16 protein-coding genes and 1 tRNA gene are annotated in these 20,701 nt (G+C 73.1%); 14 read left to right on the forward strand and 3 right to left on the reverse strand.

Annotated elements, in window-relative coordinates; all coding sequences use genetic code 11:
- Positions 1 to 74: 74 nt before the first annotated feature.
- The 10 genes from O2V63_RS01035 (at position 75) to O2V63_RS01080 (ending at position 11,711) form a co-directional block, all read left to right on the forward strand.
- On the forward strand, positions 75 to 389 hold the full coding sequence (locus O2V63_RS01035; protein WP_269165723.1) for a hypothetical protein: 315 nt from the start codon (positions 75 to 77) through the stop codon (positions 387 to 389).
- Positions 386 to 1,915: an alpha/beta hydrolase gene (locus O2V63_RS01040; RefSeq protein WP_269165724.1), complete on the forward strand. Its 1,530-nt coding sequence runs from the start codon at positions 386 to 388 to the stop codon at positions 1,913 to 1,915. Before O2V63_RS01035 ends, O2V63_RS01040 begins: the two co-directional genes overlap by 4 nt.
- A 196-nt stretch (positions 1,916 to 2,111) precedes the next feature.
- Positions 2,112 to 4,976 (forward strand): type I DNA topoisomerase, encoded by a 2,865-nt coding sequence (gene topA, locus O2V63_RS01045; protein WP_269165725.1) that lies wholly within the window; start codon positions 2,112 to 2,114, stop codon positions 4,974 to 4,976.
- Between the two features lie 26 nt (positions 4,977 to 5,002).
- The gene (locus O2V63_RS01050) at positions 5,003 to 5,746 is read left to right on the forward strand and encodes a class I SAM-dependent methyltransferase (RefSeq protein ID WP_269165726.1); all 744 of its coding nucleotides are present in this window, start codon (positions 5,003 to 5,005) and stop codon (positions 5,744 to 5,746) included.
- Positions 5,747 to 6,094: 348 nt separating this feature from the next.
- A complete protein-coding gene (tmk, locus tag O2V63_RS01055) occupies positions 6,095 to 8,263 on the forward strand; it encodes a dTMP kinase (protein WP_269165727.1) in 2,169 nt (722 codons plus the stop codon).
- A gap of 55 nt (positions 8,264 to 8,318) precedes the next feature.
- Entirely contained in the window at positions 8,319 to 9,497 is a 1,179-nt protein-coding gene (locus O2V63_RS01060; protein WP_269161430.1) for a DNA polymerase III subunit delta', read from the forward strand.
- A 71-nt stretch (positions 9,498 to 9,568) separates the two neighbouring features.
- Positions 9,569 to 9,641: transfer RNA gene (locus O2V63_RS01065), tRNA-Thr, on the forward strand.
- A gap of 401 nt (positions 9,642 to 10,042) precedes the next feature.
- Entirely contained in the window at positions 10,043 to 10,798 is a 756-nt protein-coding gene (locus tag O2V63_RS01070) for a TIGR04255 family protein (protein ID WP_269165728.1), read from the forward strand.
- A gap of 26 nt (positions 10,799 to 10,824) precedes the next feature.
- On the forward strand, positions 10,825 to 11,151 hold the full coding sequence (locus tag O2V63_RS01075; protein ID WP_269165729.1) for a hypothetical protein: 327 nt from the start codon (positions 10,825 to 10,827) through the stop codon (positions 11,149 to 11,151).
- Positions 11,152 to 11,258: 107 nt separating this feature from the next.
- On the forward strand, positions 11,259 to 11,711 hold the full coding sequence (locus O2V63_RS01080; RefSeq protein ID WP_269165730.1) for a hypothetical protein: 453 nt from the start codon (positions 11,259 to 11,261) through the stop codon (positions 11,709 to 11,711).
- Between the two features lie 137 nt (positions 11,712 to 11,848).
- Here O2V63_RS01080 and O2V63_RS01085 read toward each other — a convergent pair whose 3' ends face one another.
- From O2V63_RS01085 to O2V63_RS01095, 3 genes are all read right to left on the reverse strand, one after another.
- Complete coding sequence (locus O2V63_RS01085; protein WP_269165731.1) at positions 11,849 to 12,277, reverse strand: hypothetical protein; 429 nt, start codon at positions 12,275 to 12,277, stop codon at positions 11,849 to 11,851.
- Positions 12,278 to 13,135: 858 nt separating this feature from the next.
- A complete protein-coding gene (locus tag O2V63_RS01090; RefSeq protein ID WP_269165732.1) occupies positions 13,136 to 14,353 on the reverse strand; it encodes a tyrosine-type recombinase/integrase in 1,218 nt (405 codons plus the stop codon).
- Between the two features lie 447 nt (positions 14,354 to 14,800).
- Positions 14,801 to 15,292 (reverse strand): inorganic diphosphatase, encoded by a 492-nt coding sequence (locus O2V63_RS01095; RefSeq protein ID WP_166753764.1) that lies wholly within the window; start codon positions 15,290 to 15,292, stop codon positions 14,801 to 14,803.
- A 336-nt stretch (positions 15,293 to 15,628) separates the two neighbouring features.
- On the opposite strand from O2V63_RS01095, the gene dacB reads away from it, so the two are divergent.
- Genes dacB through hpt form a run of 4 tightly spaced genes read left to right on the forward strand, consistent with a single transcriptional unit; the run spans position 15,629 to position 20,651 of the window.
- Positions 15,629 to 17,881, forward strand: a complete 2,253-nt coding sequence (dacB, locus tag O2V63_RS01100; protein ID WP_269165733.1) for a D-alanyl-D-alanine carboxypeptidase/D-alanyl-D-alanine endopeptidase — start codon at positions 15,629 to 15,631, stop codon at positions 17,879 to 17,881.
- 39 nt (positions 17,882 to 17,920) lie between these two features.
- Positions 17,921 to 19,015: a zinc-dependent metalloprotease gene (locus O2V63_RS01105; protein WP_269165734.1), complete on the forward strand. Its 1,095-nt coding sequence runs from the start codon at positions 17,921 to 17,923 to the stop codon at positions 19,013 to 19,015.
- A gap of 14 nt (positions 19,016 to 19,029) precedes the next feature.
- Complete coding sequence (gene tilS, locus O2V63_RS01110) at positions 19,030 to 20,055, forward strand: tRNA lysidine(34) synthetase TilS (RefSeq protein WP_269165735.1); 1,026 nt, start codon at positions 19,030 to 19,032, stop codon at positions 20,053 to 20,055.
- Between the two features lie 5 nt (positions 20,056 to 20,060).
- Positions 20,061 to 20,651, forward strand: a complete 591-nt coding sequence (gene hpt / locus O2V63_RS01115; RefSeq protein WP_331253759.1) for a hypoxanthine phosphoribosyltransferase — start codon at positions 20,061 to 20,063, stop codon at positions 20,649 to 20,651.
- Positions 20,652 to 20,701: the final 50 nt, after the last annotated feature.

Below are 20,701 nucleotides of genomic sequence, written 5' to 3' on the forward strand. Positions count from 1 at the left end.
AGGGAGCGCGGGGCTCCCTAGCGTCCCTTGCGCCGGTCCCGCCCGGGGCCGTGGTCCGCCGCCGGGAGGCACGTGTGTCCGATCTGATCGACGTCCAGCTCGACGCGCTCGGGGAGCTGCTGGGGGAGCTCGCCGCGCTCGGCGCCGAGCTGGGGGAGGAGGAGCGGCTGTGCGCCTCCGCGGGACGGGCGCTGGGCACCGCGCTGGAGGGGCCGGTGGGGGAGTCGGCGGCGGCGACCGGTGCGGCGTGGACCGACCTGGTCACCACGCTCGCGGCGCGCACCCTGGCCGTCGCCGCCACCCTGGCGGCGGCGCTGGAGTCCTACCGGGCCGTCGACGGCAGCATCGCCGGACAGCTCGGCGGTGGTCGGGTCCCGGTGCCGCAGTGACGACGACGGTCGACCTCGCCGGCTGGGACGTCCCGCAGCTGCGGGGAGCGGTGGTCACCCTCGGCGTCCTGGTCGACCGGTTGGTGCCCTGGCGGGGGCGGCTGGACCAGCTGGGCCGTGAGCTGGGGGCCGCGGAGTCCTGGTCCGGGCCGGCGGGGAGCGCGGCCGCCGCCGCCCTCGTCGAGCTGTCCACGGTCGCCTCGGGGGTCGGTGGGGCGCTGGCGGCCTCGCTGGCCGACCTGACCGGGCTGAAGGCCGCCGCGGACGAGGCGCAGGAGCTCGCCGCTGAGGCCCTGGCGGCCGCGGCCGCCGGTGGGGTCGGCCTGGACGGTGCCGGCCGGGCGGTCGGGGTGCCCGCGCCACCCGCCCCGACGATGGCACCGGACCAGCTGGCCGACGTCGAAGCAGCCCGAAGCGCCGCCGTGCTCGCCGAGGCCCGGGCCGAGGAGGCCGGGATCGCCGCGGCCCGGGCGGCGGCGTGTGCCCGGGCCGCCCTGGAACCCCTGACGCAGCTCGGTGCGGTCGCCGTCCCGGTGCCGGACCGCTTCGCCGACCTGGTGGGCCGGTTGCTGCCGGTGTGGACGCCGCAGGTGCCGGCCACGGCCGGCCCCCAGGACGCGGCGGCCTGGTGGGCGGGCCTGACGGCGGCCGGGCAGCTGCTGGCGATCGACGCGCAGCCGGGGGCCGTCGGCGCCCTGGACGGGCTGCCGGCCTGGGCGCGGGACCAGGCGAACCGGGCCAACCTGGCGGCGGCCCTGCAGCACCTCCCGCCGGGCTCGGTCGGTCACGACACCGCCCGCGCCGTGCAGCACACCCTGACGGAGCTGGTGGCCGCCGGCGCCGTGGCCCAGCTGCTGCAGTTCGACCCGGCGGCCGGCCTGGTGGCCCTGACCGTCGGCGACCTGGACACGGCCGCCGCAGTGGGGGTGCTGGTCCCCGGGGTCGAGACCACGGTCGTCGACGACCTGGCCGAGGTGGTCGGCGACGCCCGGGACGTCGCGGCGGCCGCTGCGCTGGCTGCCCCGGGTCTGGCCGTGGCGACGGTCGCCTGGCTGGGCTACCGGACACCCCGGTGGTTCACCTCGGTCTCCGAGCACGCCTCCCAGCGCGGGGGGCGCGATCTGGACCGTGCGCTCGACGGGCTGGCCGGCAGTCGTGGTGCCCGGGGCGCCGGGCCGGCGCCGCGGACGACCGTGCTGGCGCACAGCTACGGGACCGTCGTCACCGGCGAGGCCGCGCGCGCACCGGGCCGGCTGGCCGCCGACGCCGTCGTCCTGCTGGGCAGCCCCGGTACCGGCACGGGCAGGGCGGAGGGGCTGGAGGCGGCGGAGGTCTACGGGGCCTGGTCGCCGGCCGACCCGATCGCCTGGTCCGGCTGGTACGGAGCCGGTCCGTACGACTCCGGGTTCGGCGACGTCCCCCTGCCCACCGAGCCGACCCAGGGACACACCGAGTACTACGACCGCGACCGCCCGACGCTGGCCGCGATCGGCGAGGTCGTCGCCGGCACCCGGGAGCCGCGATGACCTGCCGATCGGCGCCGGGAACAGTGACTGCCGTCATCCGTTGGAGGTGGGACGGCGGGCGCGTTCCGGTTCACCGATCGGCCTCCTGGTCGAGCGGTGGCCTACCGTGGCGTCGCCGAGCGGGTACAGCCCGTTCTGCCCCGTGCGCGACCGGGTCCTCCCCGGCGCCTGCACCAGCACCCCCGACAGGAGTACCGTGCCGCCCACCAAGACCACGAAGTCAGCCCCCAGCACCGGCGACCGCGCGCCGCGCAAGCGTGCCGCCGCGGCCGGAGGCAAGCCGCTGGTCATCGTGGAGTCGCCGACCAAGGCGAACAAGATCGCGGGCTATCTCGGCAGCGACTACGTCGTCGAGGCCAGCGTCGGGCACATCCGCGACCTGCCGCGCAACGCCGCCGACGTGCCGGCTGCGCACAAGGGCGAGTCCTGGGCCCGGCTGGGCGTCGACGTCGACAACGGCTTCGCCCCGCTCTACGTGGTCAGCCCCGACCGCAGGCAGCAGGTGACCCGGCTGAAGCAGCTGGTCAAGGAAGCGAGCGAGATCTACCTCGCCACCGATGAGGACCGCGAGGGCGAGGCCATCGCCTGGCACCTGATCGACACGCTCAAGCCCACCGTGCCCGTCCGCCGGATGGTGTTCCACGAGATCACCCGCGAGGCGATCGCCCGCGCCGTGGCGAACCCGCGCGAGCTGGACACCGCGCTGGTCGACGCCCAGGAGACCCGCCGCATCCTCGACCGGCTCTACGGCTACGAGGTCTCCCCGGTGCTGTGGAAGAAGGTGCTGCCGAAGCTGTCGGCCGGCCGCGTGCAGTCGGTCGCCACGCGGATCGTGGTGGAGCGTGAGCGGGCCCGGATGCGGTTCACCGCGGCGGACTACTGGAGCCTCGACGGCCTGTTCGAGGTCACCCAGCAGCGCGCCGGCGCCGACGCCGGTGAGCCGACGACCCTGCGGGCACGGCTGGTGACCGTGGACGACAGCCGGGTGGCCACCGGCAAGGACTTCGACGCCGACACCGGCTCGGTCACCAGCAACGTCGTCCACCTCGACGAGGCCGGCGCCCGCGGCCTGGCAGCCCGGCTCGAGGGTCGCGCGGTCACGGTCAGCCGGGTCGACGAGCGGGACTACACCCGCAAGCCCTACGCCCCCTTCATCACCTCCAGCCTGCAGATGGAGGCCGGCCGCAAGTTCGGCTGGTCGTCGGCCCAGGTGATGCGGGTGGCCCAGCGGCTGTACGAGAACGGCCACATCACCTACATGCGGACCGACTCGACCAACCTGTCCAGCGAGGCGATCAGCGCCGCCCGCCGGCAGGCTGCCGAGCTGTACGGCGACGCCTACGTGCCGGCCGAGCCGCGCCGCTACGCGACGAAGGACAAGGGCGCCCAGGAGGCGCACGAGGCCATCCGTCCCGCCGGTGACTCCTTCCGCACGCCCGGCCAGTTGGCCGGGCAGCTGGCCCGCGACGAGTTCCGGCTCTACGAGCTCATCTGGCAGCGCACCGTCGCCTCCCAGATGGCCAACGCCGTGGGCAAGACGCTGAGCATCCGGCTCGCCGGCAGCTCCAGCACCGGTGAGGCCGTCGAGTTCACCGCGTCAGGCCGCACGATCACCTTCCCGGGGTTCCTGCGGGCCTACGTCGAGGGCAAGGACGAGGGGTCCGGCAACGACGACGAGGCCGACGACAGCGAGCGCCGGCTGCCCCGGGTGGAGCGCGGTCAGCAGCTGGACACCCGCGAGCTGGACCCCAAGGGGCACACCACCAGCCCGCCGGCGCGCTACACCGAGCCCAGCCTCACCGCCCGCCTGCAGGAGCTGCGGATCGGCCGGCCGTCGACCTACGCGTCGATCATGCAGACCATCCAGGACCGCGGCTACGTCTGGAAGAAGGGCTCGGCGTTGGTGCCGACCTTCATCGCCTTCGCCGTGGTCAACCTGCTCGAGCAGCACTTCGGTCAGCTCGTCGACTACGACTTCACCGCCCTGCTGGAGGAGGAGCTCGACGAGATCGCCGCCGGCCAGCTCGGCCGGGTCGACTGGCTCACCGAGTTCTACTTCGGGGGCGAGGGCCAGCACGCCGGCGGCATCGGCGCCTCCGGTGGGCTGAAGTCCGTCATCGGCCAGCGGCTGGAGGAGATCGACGCCCGCGGCGTCAACTCCATCCCGCTGCGGGCGCTGGCGCCCAACGGCGACCCGGTCGTCGTGCGGGTCGGCCGGTACGGCCCCTACCTGCAGGCCGGCGGCGAGGACGGCGCCCGGGTGAGCATCCCCGAGGACATCGCGCCCGACGAGCTGACGACCGAGCGGGTCGAGGAGCTGCTGAACGCACCCAGCTCGGACCGGGAGCTGGGCACCGACCCGGAGTCCGGGTTCCCGGTGGCGGTGAAGGCCGGCCGCTACGGCCCCTACGTCACCACGCTGGTGCCCGAGGGCAGCAAGGAGACCCCGCGGACGGCCAGCCTGTTCAAGACCATGACGCCGGAGACGATCACCCTCGAGCAGGCGCTGGAGCTGCTCACCCTGCCGCGCACGATCGGCGCGGACGCCGAGGGTGCGGAGATCCAGGCGCTCAACGGCCGGTACGGGCCCTACATCAAGAAGGGCACCGACTCCCGCTCGCTGGAGAGCGAGGACGCGCTCTTCACCATCACCCTCGACGAGGCGCTGGCGATCTTCGCCCAGCCCAAGCAGCGGGGCCGGGCCGCGGCCAAGGCGCCGCTCAAGGAGCTGGGCGCGGACCCGGTCAGCCAGGGCCAGGTCACGGTGCGCGAGGGCCGCTTCGGCCCCTATGTCACCGACGGCGAGCACAACGCCAGCCTGCGCAAGGGCGACGAGGTCGAGACGATCACCCTGGAGCGGGCGGCCGAGCTGCTCGCCGACCGCCGTGAGCGGGCGCCGGTGAAGAAGAAGGCGGCCAAGAAGACCGCCGCCAAGAAGGCGCCGGCGAAGAAGGCGGCCGCCAAGAAGGCCACGGCGAAGAAGACGACGGCGAAGACGACGGCGGCGAAGACGGCACCGACTGCGGCCGAGGTCGAGGACAAGGTCCCGGCCGGCAGCTGAGGGCCGAGGTCGGACGGAGGGCGCGGGTGGACGGCTGGGAGCAGCGGCGGACGTCGTTCGGCGCGGTCGCGGCCGACTACGCCGCCCTCCGGCCGACCTACCCGGCCGACGTGATCGGGTTCCTGCTCGGCGACGCCCCGCGCCGGGTGCTCGACCTCGGTGCGGGCACCGGCCTGCTCACCGACCGCCTGGTGGCCGCCGGGCACGAGGTGGTCGCCGTCGACCTGTCCGGGGAGATGCTGGCCCACCTGCGGGAGCGACTGCCCCAGGTGCGTGCGGCCACCGGGGGAGCGGAGTCGATCCCACTGCCCGACTCCGACGTGGACGCCGTCGTCGCCGGGCAGGCCGCGCACTGGTTCGACGTCGTCCCCGCGGCTGCCGAGCTGCGCCGGGTGCTCCGGCCGGGCGGGGTGGTCGGCCTGGTCTGGAACACCCGGGACGAGCGGGTCCCGTGGGTACGCGACCTCGGTGAGCTGCTCGCCGACGAGGCCCGGGACCACGAGGCCGACCAGACGGTGGTGGACCGGTTCGCTGCCGAGCTGCCCGCCGAGGTGGCGGTGGTCGACTCCGCCGTCGCGCAGCGGGTGACCCCCGAGCAGGTCGTCGCCGGCATCGGCACCCGCAGCTACGTGGCGATGATGGACGGCGCCCGGCGGGCGGAGTTCCTCGGCCAGGTGTGGGAGCTGCTGGCCACCCACCCCGACACCCGGGGAGCCGCGCAGCTCGAGCTGCCGTACACGACCCGGGCGTACCGGCTCACCCCCCGCTGAGCCCGGTCGCCTGCCCCGGTCGGGCGCCTGGCCCGGACGAGTGGGAATCGCCCGGACTCGTCGGTCCCGACCGGTACGGTGACCGGGCCGAGGCCACGACACGGCCACGTCCCGCGGCGCTCCGGTGCCGCCACACCCCGGGGGTCTTCGATCAGCTCCGACCCGACGGGCCGCCCGTCCCCGGGCGGCTCGTCCGATGCGACACCGGCGGCCGACGGGAGCCCCACGCCGTCCGGCGTCGTGCCCGGCTCGGACGGTGTCGACGACGGCGGTCCCGGAAGGGCACCGGCTGCAGTGCCCCCGGACGGGCTCCCGGCGGCCGGCGCACCCACCCCGGACAGCGTCGGAGTGCCGCTGCTCGAGCCGCAGGACGATGCGCCGGGTGTCGACCGGTCCGGTGCGGACGAGGAGGAGCACCCCGGCGCCGGAGCGGTCGGTCAGGTCGCGAAGATCCGCGCGGTGCTGCGGGTGCGCGACTTCCGCAAGCTGTGGCTGTCCATGTCGCTGTCCAGCTTCGGCGACTGGCTCGGGCTGCTGGCGATCACCGCGACCGCCACCACGCTGGTCGACGGCTACATGGCCAGCAACCTGGCCCTCAGCGGCGTCCTGCTCTTCCGGCTGCTGCCGGCGCTCGTGCTCGGGCCGCTGGCCGGGGTCTTCGCCGACCGGTTCGACCGACGCAAGACGATGGTGCTCACCGACCTCTTCCGGTTCGGTCTCTTCGCCTCCATCCCGCTGGTCGACAACCTGATCTGGCTGTTCATCGCGCAGTTCCTCATCGAGGTGATCAGCCTCTTCTGGACCCCGGCCAAGGACGCCGCCGTCCCGAACATGCTCCGCAAGGACCAGTTGGAGCCGGCCAACCAGCTGTCCCTGATCACCACCTACGGGATCACCCCGGTGCTCGCCGGTGGCGTCTACGCGGTGCTCAACACCTCCGGGGGCCGGCTGAGCCAGCTGCTGCCCGGCATGGACCAGATCGCCCTCGCGCTCTACCTGAACGCGCTGACCTTCCTGGTCGCGGCCGTCGTGATCTGGAACCTGCCCTCGATCAGCGGTCGCCGGGCCGCCCGGCCCGAGGCGCCGCAGGAGAGCTTCCTCGGCTCGCTGAAGGCGGGCTTCTCCTTCGCCGGGCACACCCGCCTGGTCCGCGGGCTGATCCTCGGGATCACCGGGGCCTTCGCCGCTGCCGGCGCGATCATCGCGACCGGGCAGTTCTACGTGAACGACCTCGGTGGGGGGCAGGCGGCCTACGGGCTGCTGTTCGGGGCGGTCTTCGTCGGCCTCGGCCTGGGCATCGGCCTGGGCCCCAGCATCGCCCACGACCTCGCCCGGGAGCGGATCTTCGGGGTGGCCATCGTCGGCGCCGGGATCGCCGTGCTGTTCATGTCGTGGATCGCCACGTTGTGGGTGGCGCTGCTGCTGGTCGTGCTGATGGGCTTCTTCGCCGGCATCGCCTACCTGGCCGGCTTCACCCTGCTCGGGACGGAGGTCGACGACGCGATCCGCGGCCGCACGTTCGCCATCGTCCAGTCCCTCGTCCGCGCCTCGCTGATCCTCTCCCTCGCGACGGTGCCGATCGGTGTGGGCGTGATCGGCCAGAACCAGGTCGACGTCGGCGTCCTGACCCTGGCGGTCACCGGGGAGCGGGTCATGCTGTTCGTCGCCGGCCTGCTGGCCGTCGGCGTCGGCGTGGTCGCCTACCGGCAGATGGACGACGGCCGGCCGGTGCCGCTGCTGGCCGACGTCGTCACCGCCCTGCGCCGGGACACCACCGCGCGGCGCCGACTGGCCGGCGGCGGGGTGTTCATCGCCTTCGAGGGCGGCGAGGGGGCGGGCAAGTCGACGCAGGTGCGCCGCCTGCAGGAGTGGCTGACCGGGGAGGGCCTGGTCGCCCGGACCACCCGCGAACCGGGCGGGACGGCGCTGGGCGGGAAGGTCCGGGCGCTCCTGCTGGACCCGGCCAGTGCCGGGCTGTCGCCGCGGGCGGAGGCCCTGATGTACGCCGCCGACCGCGCGCAGCACGTGCACGACGTCCTCCGCCCGGCACTGGACGCCGGCGAGGTGGTGATCACCGACCGGTTCGTGGACAGCTCGCTGGCCTACCAGGGCGCCGGGCGCACGATCCCGATGGACGACGTCCGCTCGATCTCCCGCTGGGCCACCCAGGGGTTGCGGCCGGAGCTCACCCTGCTCCTGGACCTGCCGCCCGAGGTCGGCCTGGCCCGGGCCCGCGGGCGGGCCGCGGCAGACCGGCTGGAGTCGGAGTCGCTGGACTTCCACCAGCGGGTCCGCCGCACGTTCCTCGCCCTGGCCGAGGCCGAGCCCGACCGCTACCTGGTGCTCGACGCCCGCCGGCCGCCGGAGGAGATCGCCGCCGCCATCCGCACCCGGGTGAGCGTGCTGCTGGAGGGCCTGCCGCTGCAGCAGCTCACGGCCGACGTCCCGGTGCCGCACAGCCGCCGCGGCGGCGACCACGTCGTCCAGACCGGGTCGACGCCGGACCTGCACCCCTGAAGGACCCGTCCGACGCACGGGGCGGGGCCGGGAGCGAGTGAGGGAGGATGACCAGGTGACGGTCGCTGGGGTGTGGGCCGACGTGGTGGGCCAGCCGACGGTGGTGGCCGAGCTGCAGGCCGCGGTGGCCCAGCCGGGGGCGATGACCCACGCCTGGCTCTTCACCGGACCGCCGGGATCCGGGCGCTCGGTCGCCGCCCGTGCCTTCGCCGCTGCCCTGCAGTGCCCGGCCGGCGGCGACGGCACCTGCCACGCCTGCCGGACCGTGCTGGCCGGCAGCCATGCCGACGTGCACCGCGTCGTCCCCGAGGGGCTGTCCATCGGGGTCGCCGAGGTGCGGCAGATCGTCCGGACCGCAGGCCGGGCGCCGTCCCAGGGCCGCTGGCAGATCGTGGTGGTCGAGGACGCCGACCGGATGACCGAGCAGGCCTCCAACACCGTGCTGAAGATGCTGGAGGAGCCGCCGCCGCGGACGGTCTTCCTGCTCTGCGCGCCTTCGCTGCACCCCGACGACGTGCCGGTCACCATCCGCTCCCGCTGCCGGGTGGTGGCGCTGCGCACCCCGCGGATCGACGCGGTCACCGAGGTGCTGGTCCGCCGGGACGGCATCGACCCGGCCCTCGCCGCCTGGTCAGCGGCGGCCGCCGGCGGGCACGTCGGGCGGGCCAGGCACCTGGCGCAGGACGAGTCGGCCCGGCTGGCGCGCAAGGCGGTGCTGGACATCCCGCTGTCGCTGGTCTCGCTCGCGGCCTGCCTGCACGCCGCCGACGACCTGGTCGGGACGGCCAAGGACGAGTCGGACAAGACCGTCGCCGAGGTCGACGCGGTCGAGACCGACGCCGTCAAGGCCAGCCTGGGTGTGGGCGCGCGCGGGCCGGGGGTCGCTGCCGCCAGTCGCGGGGCCGGTCAGCTCAAGGAGCTGGAGACACGGCAGAAGCGGCGGGCCACCCGGATCGGCCGGGACTCCCTGGACCGGGCGCTGGTCGACCTGGCGGCGCTCTACCGGGACGCGCTGGTGATCAGCTCGACGAGCGGCGCGGCCGGGGAGCTGACGTTGCCGCTGGCCCACCCGGACCGCCGGGCCGACGCGGTGGAGCTGGCCCGCCGGATCGGCGCCGAGGGGGCGCTGCGCCGGATCGACGCGGTGCTGGCCGCGCGCACCGCCCTGGAGCAGAACGTGAAGCCGCAGATCGCCGTCGAGGCGCTGACCGTCGCCCTCCGCCTGCCCGCCTGAGCCGCCCCGCCACCCTGGCGGGGGTGTCGCAGGAGGGGGGTGGCGGTGCCGTAAGCTCACTCGCGCAGTCCGCCGCCTTAGCTCAGTCGGTAGAGCGTCTCACTCGTAATGAGAAGGTCGTCGGTTCGATTCCGACAGGCGGCTCGCATCTGACCAGCGTATTCGCCGTCTGTCAGCTCGAGCAAGGGCCCGTTCTGGGCCGACTGGGCACGGAATGGGCACGGGACCGTTCGGGGTCACCGTCCGAGCTGGACTGTGGCCACGCGCAGTCGGCCTTGCGCGAGAGCCCTCGGGAACCGTCGGAGCGAGCGGTGACACCGCCAGGGGTCCGTTCGGTCGTCGGTCACGGCAGCCCGCTCGCCCGCTCGGTCTCAGTGGTGGGCTGACGTCGGCGCCCGTCGCGACTCTTGAGCCACTGGGCAAATCCGGCGCTATGCGTCTACCTCCAGTCGGAGCGTCGCTGGCCCTCGTCGCGCCGTGTATCCACGGGCGCCCGACCTGGGTAATATTGAGTACGTGTGGTCTACAGGCAGGCGGAACGCTCAGTGACTGCCCCCGGGCAGAGTCATAGGTACGCCAACCCACCCATCGAGGAGGGGTTGTGTCAGATCACGTTCGCTCAGCCGCTTCCTTGGTCTGTAGCGACGCCTGGCCGCCTGCATGAAGCACTCAAGGGTGCGTATCCAGCGGAGCCTGAGGCGCAGGATCAAGTAGCGGCCTCACTGCAATTGCCTCCGAACGAGACTGGTCCGACGTTCGCGTTCAATCGAGGCCCGCAGCGCTTCGTTTTCAAGGACGAGTCCGGAACGCGACTCCTGATAGCTAGTTCGCATACCTTGAGCGTTAACAGTCTCCGTCCCTATGAGGGATGGGACCGCTTGCGCGTTCGACTCCGAGAAGCTCTGGAGACGGTTACTCGGGTCACTGGTGTACAACCGGTGGGGGAAGTGAGTCTTCGCTATATCAATCGAATAGTTGTCCGCGAGCCGCGCTTTGACTCCGACACCTATTTCCGCCTTCGAGTCCGCACTGCAGAGGACGGCAAAGCTAGCTTTGTGGGCTTCTTGCACCGCGTCGAGTCTGTGTTGACCGACGGAGTGACTAACGTGACCTCCACATTTGCGACGATCGACGCCCCTCCAGAAGAGAACGCGTTTCTCCTGGATCTTGATTTCCGGCGACCCATCCTGGGACTGGCCGATGCTGCGTCGATTCTTGAGATCGCGGATGAACTCAAAGTGAGAGAAAATGCAGAGTTCGAGAGCTCGATTACGGACGCGACAAGGGAGTTGTTCCGATGAGTCAGGTGACGCAACGTCAAGGGTCGGTGAGCGACTACATTCTGGCGTCGGTAGGTTTCGTACCGCGGCTCCTTGGTATGCCGAGCGCGCTGGGGTCGGGTGAACGGCACCATGGGGAGACCCTTGTTTATAGACGAGATCTGTTGCGCCGCGTTGAGTGCCACCTCGCTGACATCAACTATGTAATTGATGGCCTTGTCGAGTCGTCGGTACTCGCAGACATAATATTTGTTGAGGGCCCTGACCACGAGCCCTACGCCGACGCGTATACGTGGGAACCAGTCGAGCTAGAGCTGTCTGAGACGACTGTGGGCGACGCCGTTGCTGACGAGGCCCCAGAAATCTGGCGCTGAGGCTGCAAGTGAGCGATACGGGGGACTCTCCTCCGCCAGGGGCGGATTGGTACATAGATTGCGACAGCTCTCTCGAGCAGGGAGATGTCCTCTTCGGCTTTCGGGTAGTGGAACCGGTCTGGCAAAGTGGTGCCGACTACACCTTTCGGGCCAAGAATGCTAACGTTGTGGTTCTGACGCAGACGTGCGATATTCCAAAACGAGCGCAGAACTCTGTTCTAGTTGCTGAGGTCCATGACTACGACGCCCTAGTAGCCGCGGGGCAGCAACACCTCAAGAAGCGTGAAATTAAGGAGGCTTTGGCGCGCGGAACGACTATCGCAGAGTTTCTGCTACCGCCGACGATCGACGGGCGTCTGTCGTGGTCGGTTGTCAGTTTTCGCGACATCTTCGTCCTGCCGAAGTTGGCGGTCATCTCGGCAGTCGAGGCCGGGTCTCCTCTGCGCTTGACGAGCCCGTACAAGGAGTATCTTTCGCAGGCCTTTGGTCGATTCGTGATGCGCGTTGGATTGCCGGCAACACTGTCTCAGTTTGAGAAATACACGCCGGGGTCAACCTGACCGGCATTGCGTGGCGTCCGCAGGCATCTATTGCTTGAGGGATACCCCTGCGCTCGTTCCCGCGCTGAAGAGCGACTCTTGCGCCACTCAGGCTGACAGAAAATCGCAGGGCAAATCGTCGAAGTAGCCCCCGCCTCTCACATCGCGGCGAGAAGTTCGATCCCGTGTAACCTGGCGATCCGTTGAGCGATGTCGGCCGTGGGCACCTCGAGGCGCTCGGCGGCTGCCCGGGCATAGATGACGACGGCGTAGAGCGCGTACGTCCACAGCGGGAACTGCCACCAGCCGGTGTCGCTGAGCAGGTCCGGCTGCAGCCCTCCGCGCATGCAGGCGGCCGCGTAGAGCGCGTACTGGCTGTTGCGCTGGTCGGTGAGGCCGCGGAAGGTCACCTCTGGCAGGTGCTGCTCGCGCAGCCCCGCATAAGCCAGTGGTGGGGCGCCAGCGGGGCAGGCAAGCTCCAGTGCGGTCACCGCCAGGTCGAGCATCGCTACGTCCGGCGTGAACGAACCGGGCACGTGGAACACCGCCACGGCGTCGACGAGGTCCGGTGGAGCGTCGCCGGCCATGAGACCTCGTAGCAGAGACACCTGCGCTTGACGGTGCAGGTCGTCTGGGTCGACTCCCGCCCGGTTCGCCATGTCCGCAGTCTTCCCCGTGGCAGCCTGGTCAGTTGCCGACCTGCCCCGCCGATCGCGGCACGACGGACCGCGACTCCTGCGGCGTCAGTGTCCATCGCGGGCTCCATCCCGTGGCGTGCGATGCAGACGGTGCCGGGCGCAGGTCACGGCCGAAGAACAAGCAAGGCGCCGCCGAACACACCTCTTGCACCTCGGCCGACGCGATTCGTTGTGACGAGTTCCGCGGTCCCACGCCGCGCGGTGTCCCCCCGACTGCAGCGCCGGGGAACGGGTGCGACTGAGTCGACCAATGCATCGCCGCCGTCAGCTACGGGCCGTCCACGGCGCCTTCTTGGGCAGGCCTGCCCCGCTCCAGGCGGCCCGGCAGCAGGGAGGACGTGCGTGATCGACGAGCAGCTGACCATCCCGGGGGGCCCGTCGGACGGCGGGCGACGCGGCACCTGCAGTCCTCGACCGCCTCGTCCGAGGCTGGTGCCCCCTCAGGACTCGAAGGACGTCACCGTGGACGTCTCCAGTCGGGGCTGCGACAGCCACTCCGCGCGGCCGCGTGCGGTGGCAGTCCACGACGTCGACGACCTCGGGGTCCGCACCGACTTAGTGACCGCCTGCCGCATCGCGCTTGGCATCGGGTCAACGACGGCCTACGCGCTGGCCGGCCGGGACGAGCTCCCGTTCCCCGCCTACCGAGTCGGCCGGCAGTGGGTGGTGCCAACCGCCGGTCTCCGTGCATTCCTCGGGCTGCCGCAGCAACGGTCAGCTCAGGGGTGACAGAGGTTCGACGCGACGTCACCTCGACTGGTGCCCTCCCGATCCGCGCGGGACGAGGGCGGCGGCGGCCTCGGCGGCTTGTCGGCCCACGCCCTCCAGCAGATGTGTGTAGGTGTCGGACGTGATCCGGATGCCGGAGTGGCCGAGACGTTTCGAGACGACGGTCATTTCGACGCCGGCCGCGAGCATGATCGACGCCTGCCCGTGCCGGAGGTCGTGAAGCCGCACCCGTCGCAGCCCGGCATCAGCGACGAGAGCCTGAAAGGTCTTGGAGACGACCTCGGGCTTGAGGTAGGAGCCGTCCTCGCGGGCGAAGACCAGGTCGTGGTCCTCGTACGCCGCGCCGAACGCGACCTTCTCCACGTCCTGCTGCAGCCGATGCGCGATCAACGAACCCACCGTGGCGGCGTCGAGATCCACCCGCCGGTCCTCGCCGCTGGCGGTCTTCGGTTGCCCGACCACGCTCTCGTATCCGACTTGCACGACGGACTGGCGCACCCACAGCACCCGCTTGTCCAGGTCGACGTCACCCCAACGGAGGCCGACGACCTCACCGCGACGGAGCCCTGTCATCGCCAGCACCTCGAACAACACCCCCAGCCGGTGTCCGGCGGCTAAGTCGAGGAAGGCGCCGAGTTCTTCGGGTTCCCACGGCCGGACCTTGGGCCGGCGCATGGGTTCCAGCTCGGCCAGTGCCGCGGGGTTGTAGGGGAGGACGCGGCGACTCACGGCGTCGTTGAGAGCCGAGCGCAGGGTGGCGTGGATCCGGCGTACCGAGGACGGCGACAGCGGCTTGGATCGCGTGCCCTGCCGGCGCAACGAAGTCAGCGCCCGGTCGACGTCGTCCACGGTCAGGTCCGTGAGCCGGTAGTGGCCGAGCAACGGGATCCAGTAGTCCTGCAGGTGCTGCTGGGTGTGCAACGCGGTCGACGGGCGGAACCGGCCGGCGTCTTTCTTCCGCTTCAGCCAGCCCTCGAGGTAACCGGCCACTGTGACGCGGCGCTGGTCCTGCACCCGCACGCCCTGTCCCGTCGCCGTTAACGACGCCTGAAGCGCGGCCCGGGCGTCGGCGGCGGTCTCGTAACCGCCTCGCCGGACCTGCCGCCGCTTTCCGGTCGGCTCGCGGACGTCGTGCACGAAGAACCATGACCCGTGCCGCTTGGCGCAGTTCTTCCGCCGGCCGGCCGCATCGGGCACCGGTGGGCACGGGCACCGCTTGAACACCGTCCCGGTCACTGGCCGCTCCCTCCGCTCCGGCCGGCAGCCCACCGCCTCGAGCCGTCACCTGCAGTGGCAGGCGTCAGCAAGGCAGGGGCCGCTGACACCGGCGCAGCAGGACCCGGACTGGGCACCAGATGGTCACGCCGCATCCGGCGGTAGGTGGTCTTGGCCGGTGGAAGGCGGTCCTTGATACCGTCGCTGAGCTGGACAAACGGTCTGGCACGGCGGCACCCGGTCATGCCTAGTGGAGCCCCGGTGGCGCTCGTAATGAGAAGGTCGTCGGTTCGATTCCGACAGGCGGCTCCCCTTACCCCTCCGTCTCCCACCCAGGCGGGCGCGCCTCGTCGGTGCGCTGCAGGAGAGCGGCATCGACAGCGGTCCCCGGATGCGGAACGGCGGCGCACCCGGGTGGGTGCGCCGCCGTCTGGTCGGTGCGGTGTCCGGCGAGGTCCGCCGCTGGGGTCAGTGCTGGGGCGTGTCGATGGCGCGCTGCCGGGAGGCCTCGATCTCGGCCTCGGCCTCGGCGCGCCCGACCCACTCGGCGCCCTCGACCGACTTGCCCGGCTCGAGGTCCTTGTAGGTCTCGAAGAAGTGCTGGATCTCCAGCCGGTCGAACTCCGACACGTCGTTGATGTCCTGCAGGTGGGCCATCCGGGGGTCGGTCGCCGGGACGGTGAGGACCTTGTCGTCCCCGCCGGCCTCGTCGGTCATCCGGAACATCCCGATGGCCCGGCAGGTGATGAGGCACCCGGGGAACGTCGGTTCCTCCAGGAGCACGAGGGCATCGAGTGGGTCACCGTCCATTCCGAGCGTCTCCTCGATGTACCCGTAGTCGGCGGGGTACCGGGTCGAGGTGAACAGCATCCGGTCCAGGCGGATGCGTCCGGTGGCGTGGTCCAGCTCGTACTTGTTCCGCTGGCCCTTGGGGATCTCTACCGTCACGTCGAACTGCACGCCGATAGTGTGTCGTACGACTGTCCGCCCCGTCGGCGGAGGTCACTCCAGGGGGTGGGAGAGATCTCGTCGAGTCCGCGTGCAGAGCAGTCGGGGGAGCCGGCGGACGGCCCGGCGGTGCCGTCCTCGGCGGCTGCTGACGGCGACGCGGCGACGTCCGATCCGTCGGTCCCGGCCGCCACGGAGCCCACCACGAGCACCGCGGACGACGTCGAGGGTCCGGCTGCACCTGCCGGTGCGGAGCCGGACGAGGCGACGGCTGAGCCGGAGCCCGTCCAGCCGGCGCACCCGGAGACCACGGCTCCGGCCACGCCGGAGCGGGCAGTCGAGCCGTCGGTGTCCGAGCAGCCGGCGCCCGAGCAGTCCGCGGAGCAGCCGGCCCCACAGGTGACCGACGAGGCTGCCGAGGCGCGCCGCGCCGCCGCGGAGCAGGCGGCCGCCGACCTGGCCGCGGTGAAGCGGTGGGCAGCCGAGCGGGCCGCCGCCGAACGCGTGGCGGCCGAGGACGCCGAGCGTGCTGCCGCCGCCCAGGCCGAGCTCGACGAGGCCGACGTGGAACGTGCCCGGGCCGAGCAGGCCGCCGCCGACCTCGCGGCCGTCCGGGAGTGGGCGGCCCAGCAGGCCGCCGCGGCCCGCGCCGCCGAGGAGCAGGCCGCTGCCGAGCGAGCCGCGGTCGAGGAGGCCGAGTCGGCGCGCGTCGCTGCCGAGCGGGCGGCCGTCGAGCAGGCGGAGGCCGAGCGTGCGGCGGCCGAACGGGCAGCGGCCGACCGGGTGGCGGCGGAGCGGGCGGCCGAGGAGGAGGCCGCGGGGCAGCGGGCCGCCGCGGCCGCGGCGATGGCCGCCGAGCGCGCCGCCATCGAGCAGGAGACCGCCGAGCGAGCCGCGGCCGACCGCGCCGCGGCAGCCGACCGCGCGGCGGCCGAGCGCCGGGCGGCCGCCGACCGCGCCGCGGCGGAGCGCAGGGCCGAGGCCGACCGTGCTGAGGCCGACCGTGCCGAGGCTGACCGTGCCGAGGCTGACCGTGCCGAGGCCGACCGTGCTGAGGCCGACCGTGCCGCCGGGGAGCGGGCCGAGCGCGAGGACCGGGAACGGGCGCAGGCCGGGCGCGCGGCAGGTCGCCGCGGCGTCCCCGAGCGCGCTGCCGCTGGTCCCGGAGCGGTGGGCGCCACCGCTGCCGCCTCGGGTCGGCGGCGGGCGGAGTCCGGCCGCGGGGGCGGCCGGCTGGTGAAGGTCCTGGCCGCCGCCGTCCTCGCCGTCGTGCTGGTGGCGGCCGGCGTGGTGCTGGCCCTCGACCTGACCGGAGGCGGCGACTCCACCGTGGCCGAGGACGCCGAGCAGGTGCCGGACGCCGTCCTGCCCGAGCTCACCGACCCGAGCCCGGTGCTCGCCCCGCTGTCCGCGGAGGCCCCGGTGCCCGACCCGACAGCGCTCGCGGCCGTGCTGACCCCGCTGCTCGCGGACCCGGTGTTCGGCACCGACCTCTCCGCCCAGGTGGTCGACGTGGCCACCGGCCAGGTGCTCTTCGACCGCGACGCGACCGACCCGAGCACCCCGGCCTCCACCGCCAAGCTGCTCACCGCCCTCGCTGCAGTCACCACCCTGGAGCCCACCGACACCCTGTCGACGACCGTGGTGGCCGGCAGCGCCCCCGGCGAGGTCGTCCTGGTCGGCGGCGGCGACCCGACCCTGTCGACGACCGCCCCGTCGGTGGACTACCCGGGCGCGGCGACCGTCGCCGACCTGGCCGCCCAGGTCCAGCAGGCGCTCGGCGGCCAGCCGGTCACCAGCGTCGTCGTCGACAACTCGTTGTTCAGCGGCCCGCTCACCGCCCAGGGCTGGGGTGCGGACGACGCGCCGTCGACCTACGCCGCCCCGGTGACCGCCACCGCCGTCGACGGCGCCCGGCAGGTCCCCGGCAACACCCCCCGCAGCGGGTCGCCGGGAGCCGACGCCGGAGCGGCCCTGGCCGCGGCGCTGGGCGCCCCGGACGCCGCGGTCCGCCTCGGTGCGGCACCGGCTGGTGCCCGCACGCTGGGCAGCGTCGAGTCCGCGCCCGTCGCCCGGCTGGTCGAGCAGGCGCTCACCACGTCGGACAACCTGCTGACCGAGTCGCTGGCCCGGCACGTCGCCATCGCCCGGGGGCTGCCGGCCACCTTCGACGGCGCCGGGCAGGCGATCGCCGCAGCGCTGGCCGAGGCCGGGCTGGACACCACCGGGCTCGCCCTCTCCGATGCCAGCGGCCTCTCCCGCGACGACCGGGTGCCCGCCGGGCTGCTGGTCGACGTCGTCCAGGCCGCCGCCGACGGCAGCATCCCCGACGCCGACCTGCTGCTCTCCGGGCTGCCGGTCGCCGGGTACGACGGCACCCTGACCGACCGCACTGCGGGCGGCCCGGGCAGCCCGGGGACGGTGCGGGCCAAGACCGGCACGCTGCTGGGCGTCAACGACCTGGCCGGCACGGTGCAGACCGCCGACGGTCGGCTGCTCGCGTTCGCGGTGCTCGCCGACGGGGCCACCGGGAGCATCGCGGCCACCGAGACCGCACTGGACGTCGTGGCGGCCGCGCTGGCCGGCTGCGGCTGCCGCTGACGGCGGCCGGCCCGAGGTGCCCCCGCGTACGGTGAGGCGATGAGCCGCTCGTCGTCACTGGTCGACTGGGACCTCGCCGGCCGCACCGCCCGTCGCCTGACCGGCGCCGGCCCGGAGACCACCCGGGAGGAGGCGGCGGCCGTCGTCGCGGAGCTGCACAGCGCGGCCGCGATCGCCGTCGCGCACGTCGAGGAGCTGACCGGCCTGCGCCCCGTCCCCGGCGGCCCGGCGCCCACCGTGGCGGTCGTCGACCGGCCGGGCTGGATCGATTCGAACACCGCGGGCATGGCGGCCCTGCTGGACCCGCTGGCCGACGGGCTGCAGGCGGCGCAGGGCACGACGCCGGGGCCGCTGGCCACCGCGATCGGCTCCCGGGCGACCGGCGTGCAGGCCGGTGGCGTGCTGGCCTTCCTGTGCACCCGCGTGCTGGGCCAGTACGAGGTCTTCGGCAGCGGGGGTCGCCTGCTGCTGGTGGCGCCGAACATCGTCGAGACCGAGCGCAAGCTCGGCGTCGACCCCAGCGACTTCCGGCTGTGGGTCTGCCTGCACGAGGTCACCCACCAGCTGCAGTTCACCGCCGTCCCCTGGCTGCGCGGTTACCTCGAGGAGCAGATCGCCGCCTTCGCCGAGGCGACCGACCTCACCCCCGACGTGCTGCGCGAGCGGCTCAGCGACGTGCTGCGCAGCCTCACCGACGTCGTCCGCGGCACCGGTGCCGACGACGACGCCCCGCAGGGGTTGATGGCGCTGATCCGGGATCCCGAGCAGCGCGCCGTGCTCGACCGGGTCACCGCGGTGATGAGCCTGGTCGAGGGGCACGCCGAGTTCGTGATGGACGGCGTCGGCCCCGACGTCGTCCCGTCCGTGCGCACGCTGCGCAAGCGCTTCGCCCAGCGCCGCAAGGGACGCGGCCCCATCGACCGGGTGCTGCGTCGGCTGCTCGGCCTGGAGCAGAAGATGCAGCAGTACGCCGACGGCCGGGTCTTCGTCGCCGGGGTGGTCGAGCTGGCCGGCATGGACGGCTTCAACCAGGTGTGGGCCGGGCCGGAGAACCTGCCGTACAAGGAGGAGCTGACCGAGCCCGCCCGCTGGGTGCAGCGGGTGCTGGAGACGCGGCCGGCCTTCCCGGCCTGATCCGGGTCGCCCAGATGGCCGGACCCGACCCCGCCGTCGCGGCGCTGCGCACCGCGGTGCGCCCGGGCCTCGCCGCAGGCACGGGACCGGTGCTGGCCGCCTGCAGTGGGGGAGCGGACTCCGTGGCCCTGGCCGCCGCGCTGGCCTTCGAGGCGCCGCGGGCGGGCCGGCCGGTCGGCGCGGTCACCGTCGACCACGGACTGCAGCCCGGCTCGGCCGAGCAGGCCGAGCGCACCGCCGGCCTGCTCCGGTCCCTCGGGCTCTGCCCGGTGCTGGTGCTCACGGTCGACGTCGGCGACACGGGCGGGCCGGAGGGTGCGGCCCGGGCGGCCCGTGCGGCGGCGCTGGCCGGGGCGGCGGCGGAGCACGGGGCGACGATCGCCCTGGGACACACCCTGGACGACCAGGCCGAGACCGTCCTGCTGGGGCTGGCCCGCGGTTCCGGCCCCCGCTCGGTCGCCGGCATGGTCGAGCACCGCCCGCCGTTCTGGCGCCCGTTGCTCGGCGTCCGGCGGGAGACCACCCGGGCCGCCTGCGCGGCGCAGCAGCTGCCGGTGTGGGACGACCCGTGGAACAGCGACCCCGCCTACACCCGCGTCCGGCTGCGCACCGAGGTGCTGCCGCTGCTGGAGGAGGTGCTCGGCGGTGGGGTGGCGGCGGCCCTCGGCCGGACCGCGGCGATGACCCGGGAGGACCTGGACACCCTGGACGCACTGGCCGACACCGAGCTGGCGGCGCTGACCAGGCCGGACGGCGACCTGCCCGCTGCCCCGCTGGCCGAGCTGCCTCCGGCGCTGCGGCGCCGGGTGCTGCGCGGCTGGCTCCGCCGGGCCGGGGTGCCCGACCTGCAGGGCGTGCACCTGTCGGCGGTGGACGCCCTCCTCACCCGGTGGAGGGGACAGGGACGGGCCGACCTCCCCGGCGGTGCGGGAGTGCGGCGTGCGTCTGGCAGGCTGACCGTGCAGCTCGGCGGTTCTCCCGGTCGCGGGACCGGTCCGCGCCCCGCTGCACCTGATGCCGTCCCCCCAGAGGAGCCCTGACAGTCGTGAGCGAGCCCGCCATCCCCGCAGCCGGCCCGTTGGGCCCGGACCACGGCTACGGCCCGGACATCGACCACGTGCTGCTCTCCGAGGAGCAGATCCAGGGGAAGATCGCGGAACTCGCCGCGCAGATCGCCCACGACTACGCCGGCCGCGAGGTGCTGCTGGTCGGCGTCCTCAAGGGCGCGGTGCTGTTCATGTCCGACTTCGCCCGGGCGCTGCAGCTGCCGACCCAGATGGAGTTCATGGCGGTCTCCTCCTACGGCAGCGCCACCAGCTCCTCGGGCGTGGTGCGGATCCTGAAGGACCTGGACCGCGACATCGCCGACAAGCACGTGCTGGTGCTCGAGGACATCATCGACTCCGGGCTCACGCTCTCCTGGCTGCTGAAGAACCTGGGCAGCCGGCGGCCGGCGTCCCTGGAGGTGTGCACGCTGCTGCGCAAGCCGGACGCGGTGAAGGTCGACGTCCCGGTGCGCTACATCGGCTTCGACATCCCCAACGAGTTCGTCGTCGGTTATGGGCTCGACTACGCCGAGCGGTACCGCGACCTGCCCTACATCGCCACGCTCAAGCCCGAGGTCTACTCCTCCTGACGGGGGACAACCGCGAGGCCAGCCCCTCCTTCCCCAGCAGGGACACAGGT

Origin of the sequence: Modestobacter sp. VKM Ac-2977 (assembly GCF_026968045.1) — a bacterium.
Classification (GTDB): domain Bacteria; phylum Actinomycetota; class Actinomycetes; order Mycobacteriales; family Geodermatophilaceae; genus Modestobacter.

Excerpts from the sequence above, each read along its gene's own strand:
- O2V63_RS01085 (WP_269165731.1), bottom strand. The coding sequence starts at position 12,277 with ATGGCCGGCGACGCTCCACCGGACCTCGTCGACGCCGTGGCGGTGTTC.
- O2V63_RS01105 (WP_269165734.1), top strand. The coding sequence starts at position 17,921 with ATGAGCCGCTCGTCGTCACTGGTCGACTGGGACCTCGCCGGCCGCACC.
- tilS (WP_269165735.1), top strand. The coding sequence starts at position 19,030 with ATGGCCGGACCCGACCCCGCCGTCGCGGCGCTGCGCACCGCGGTGCGC.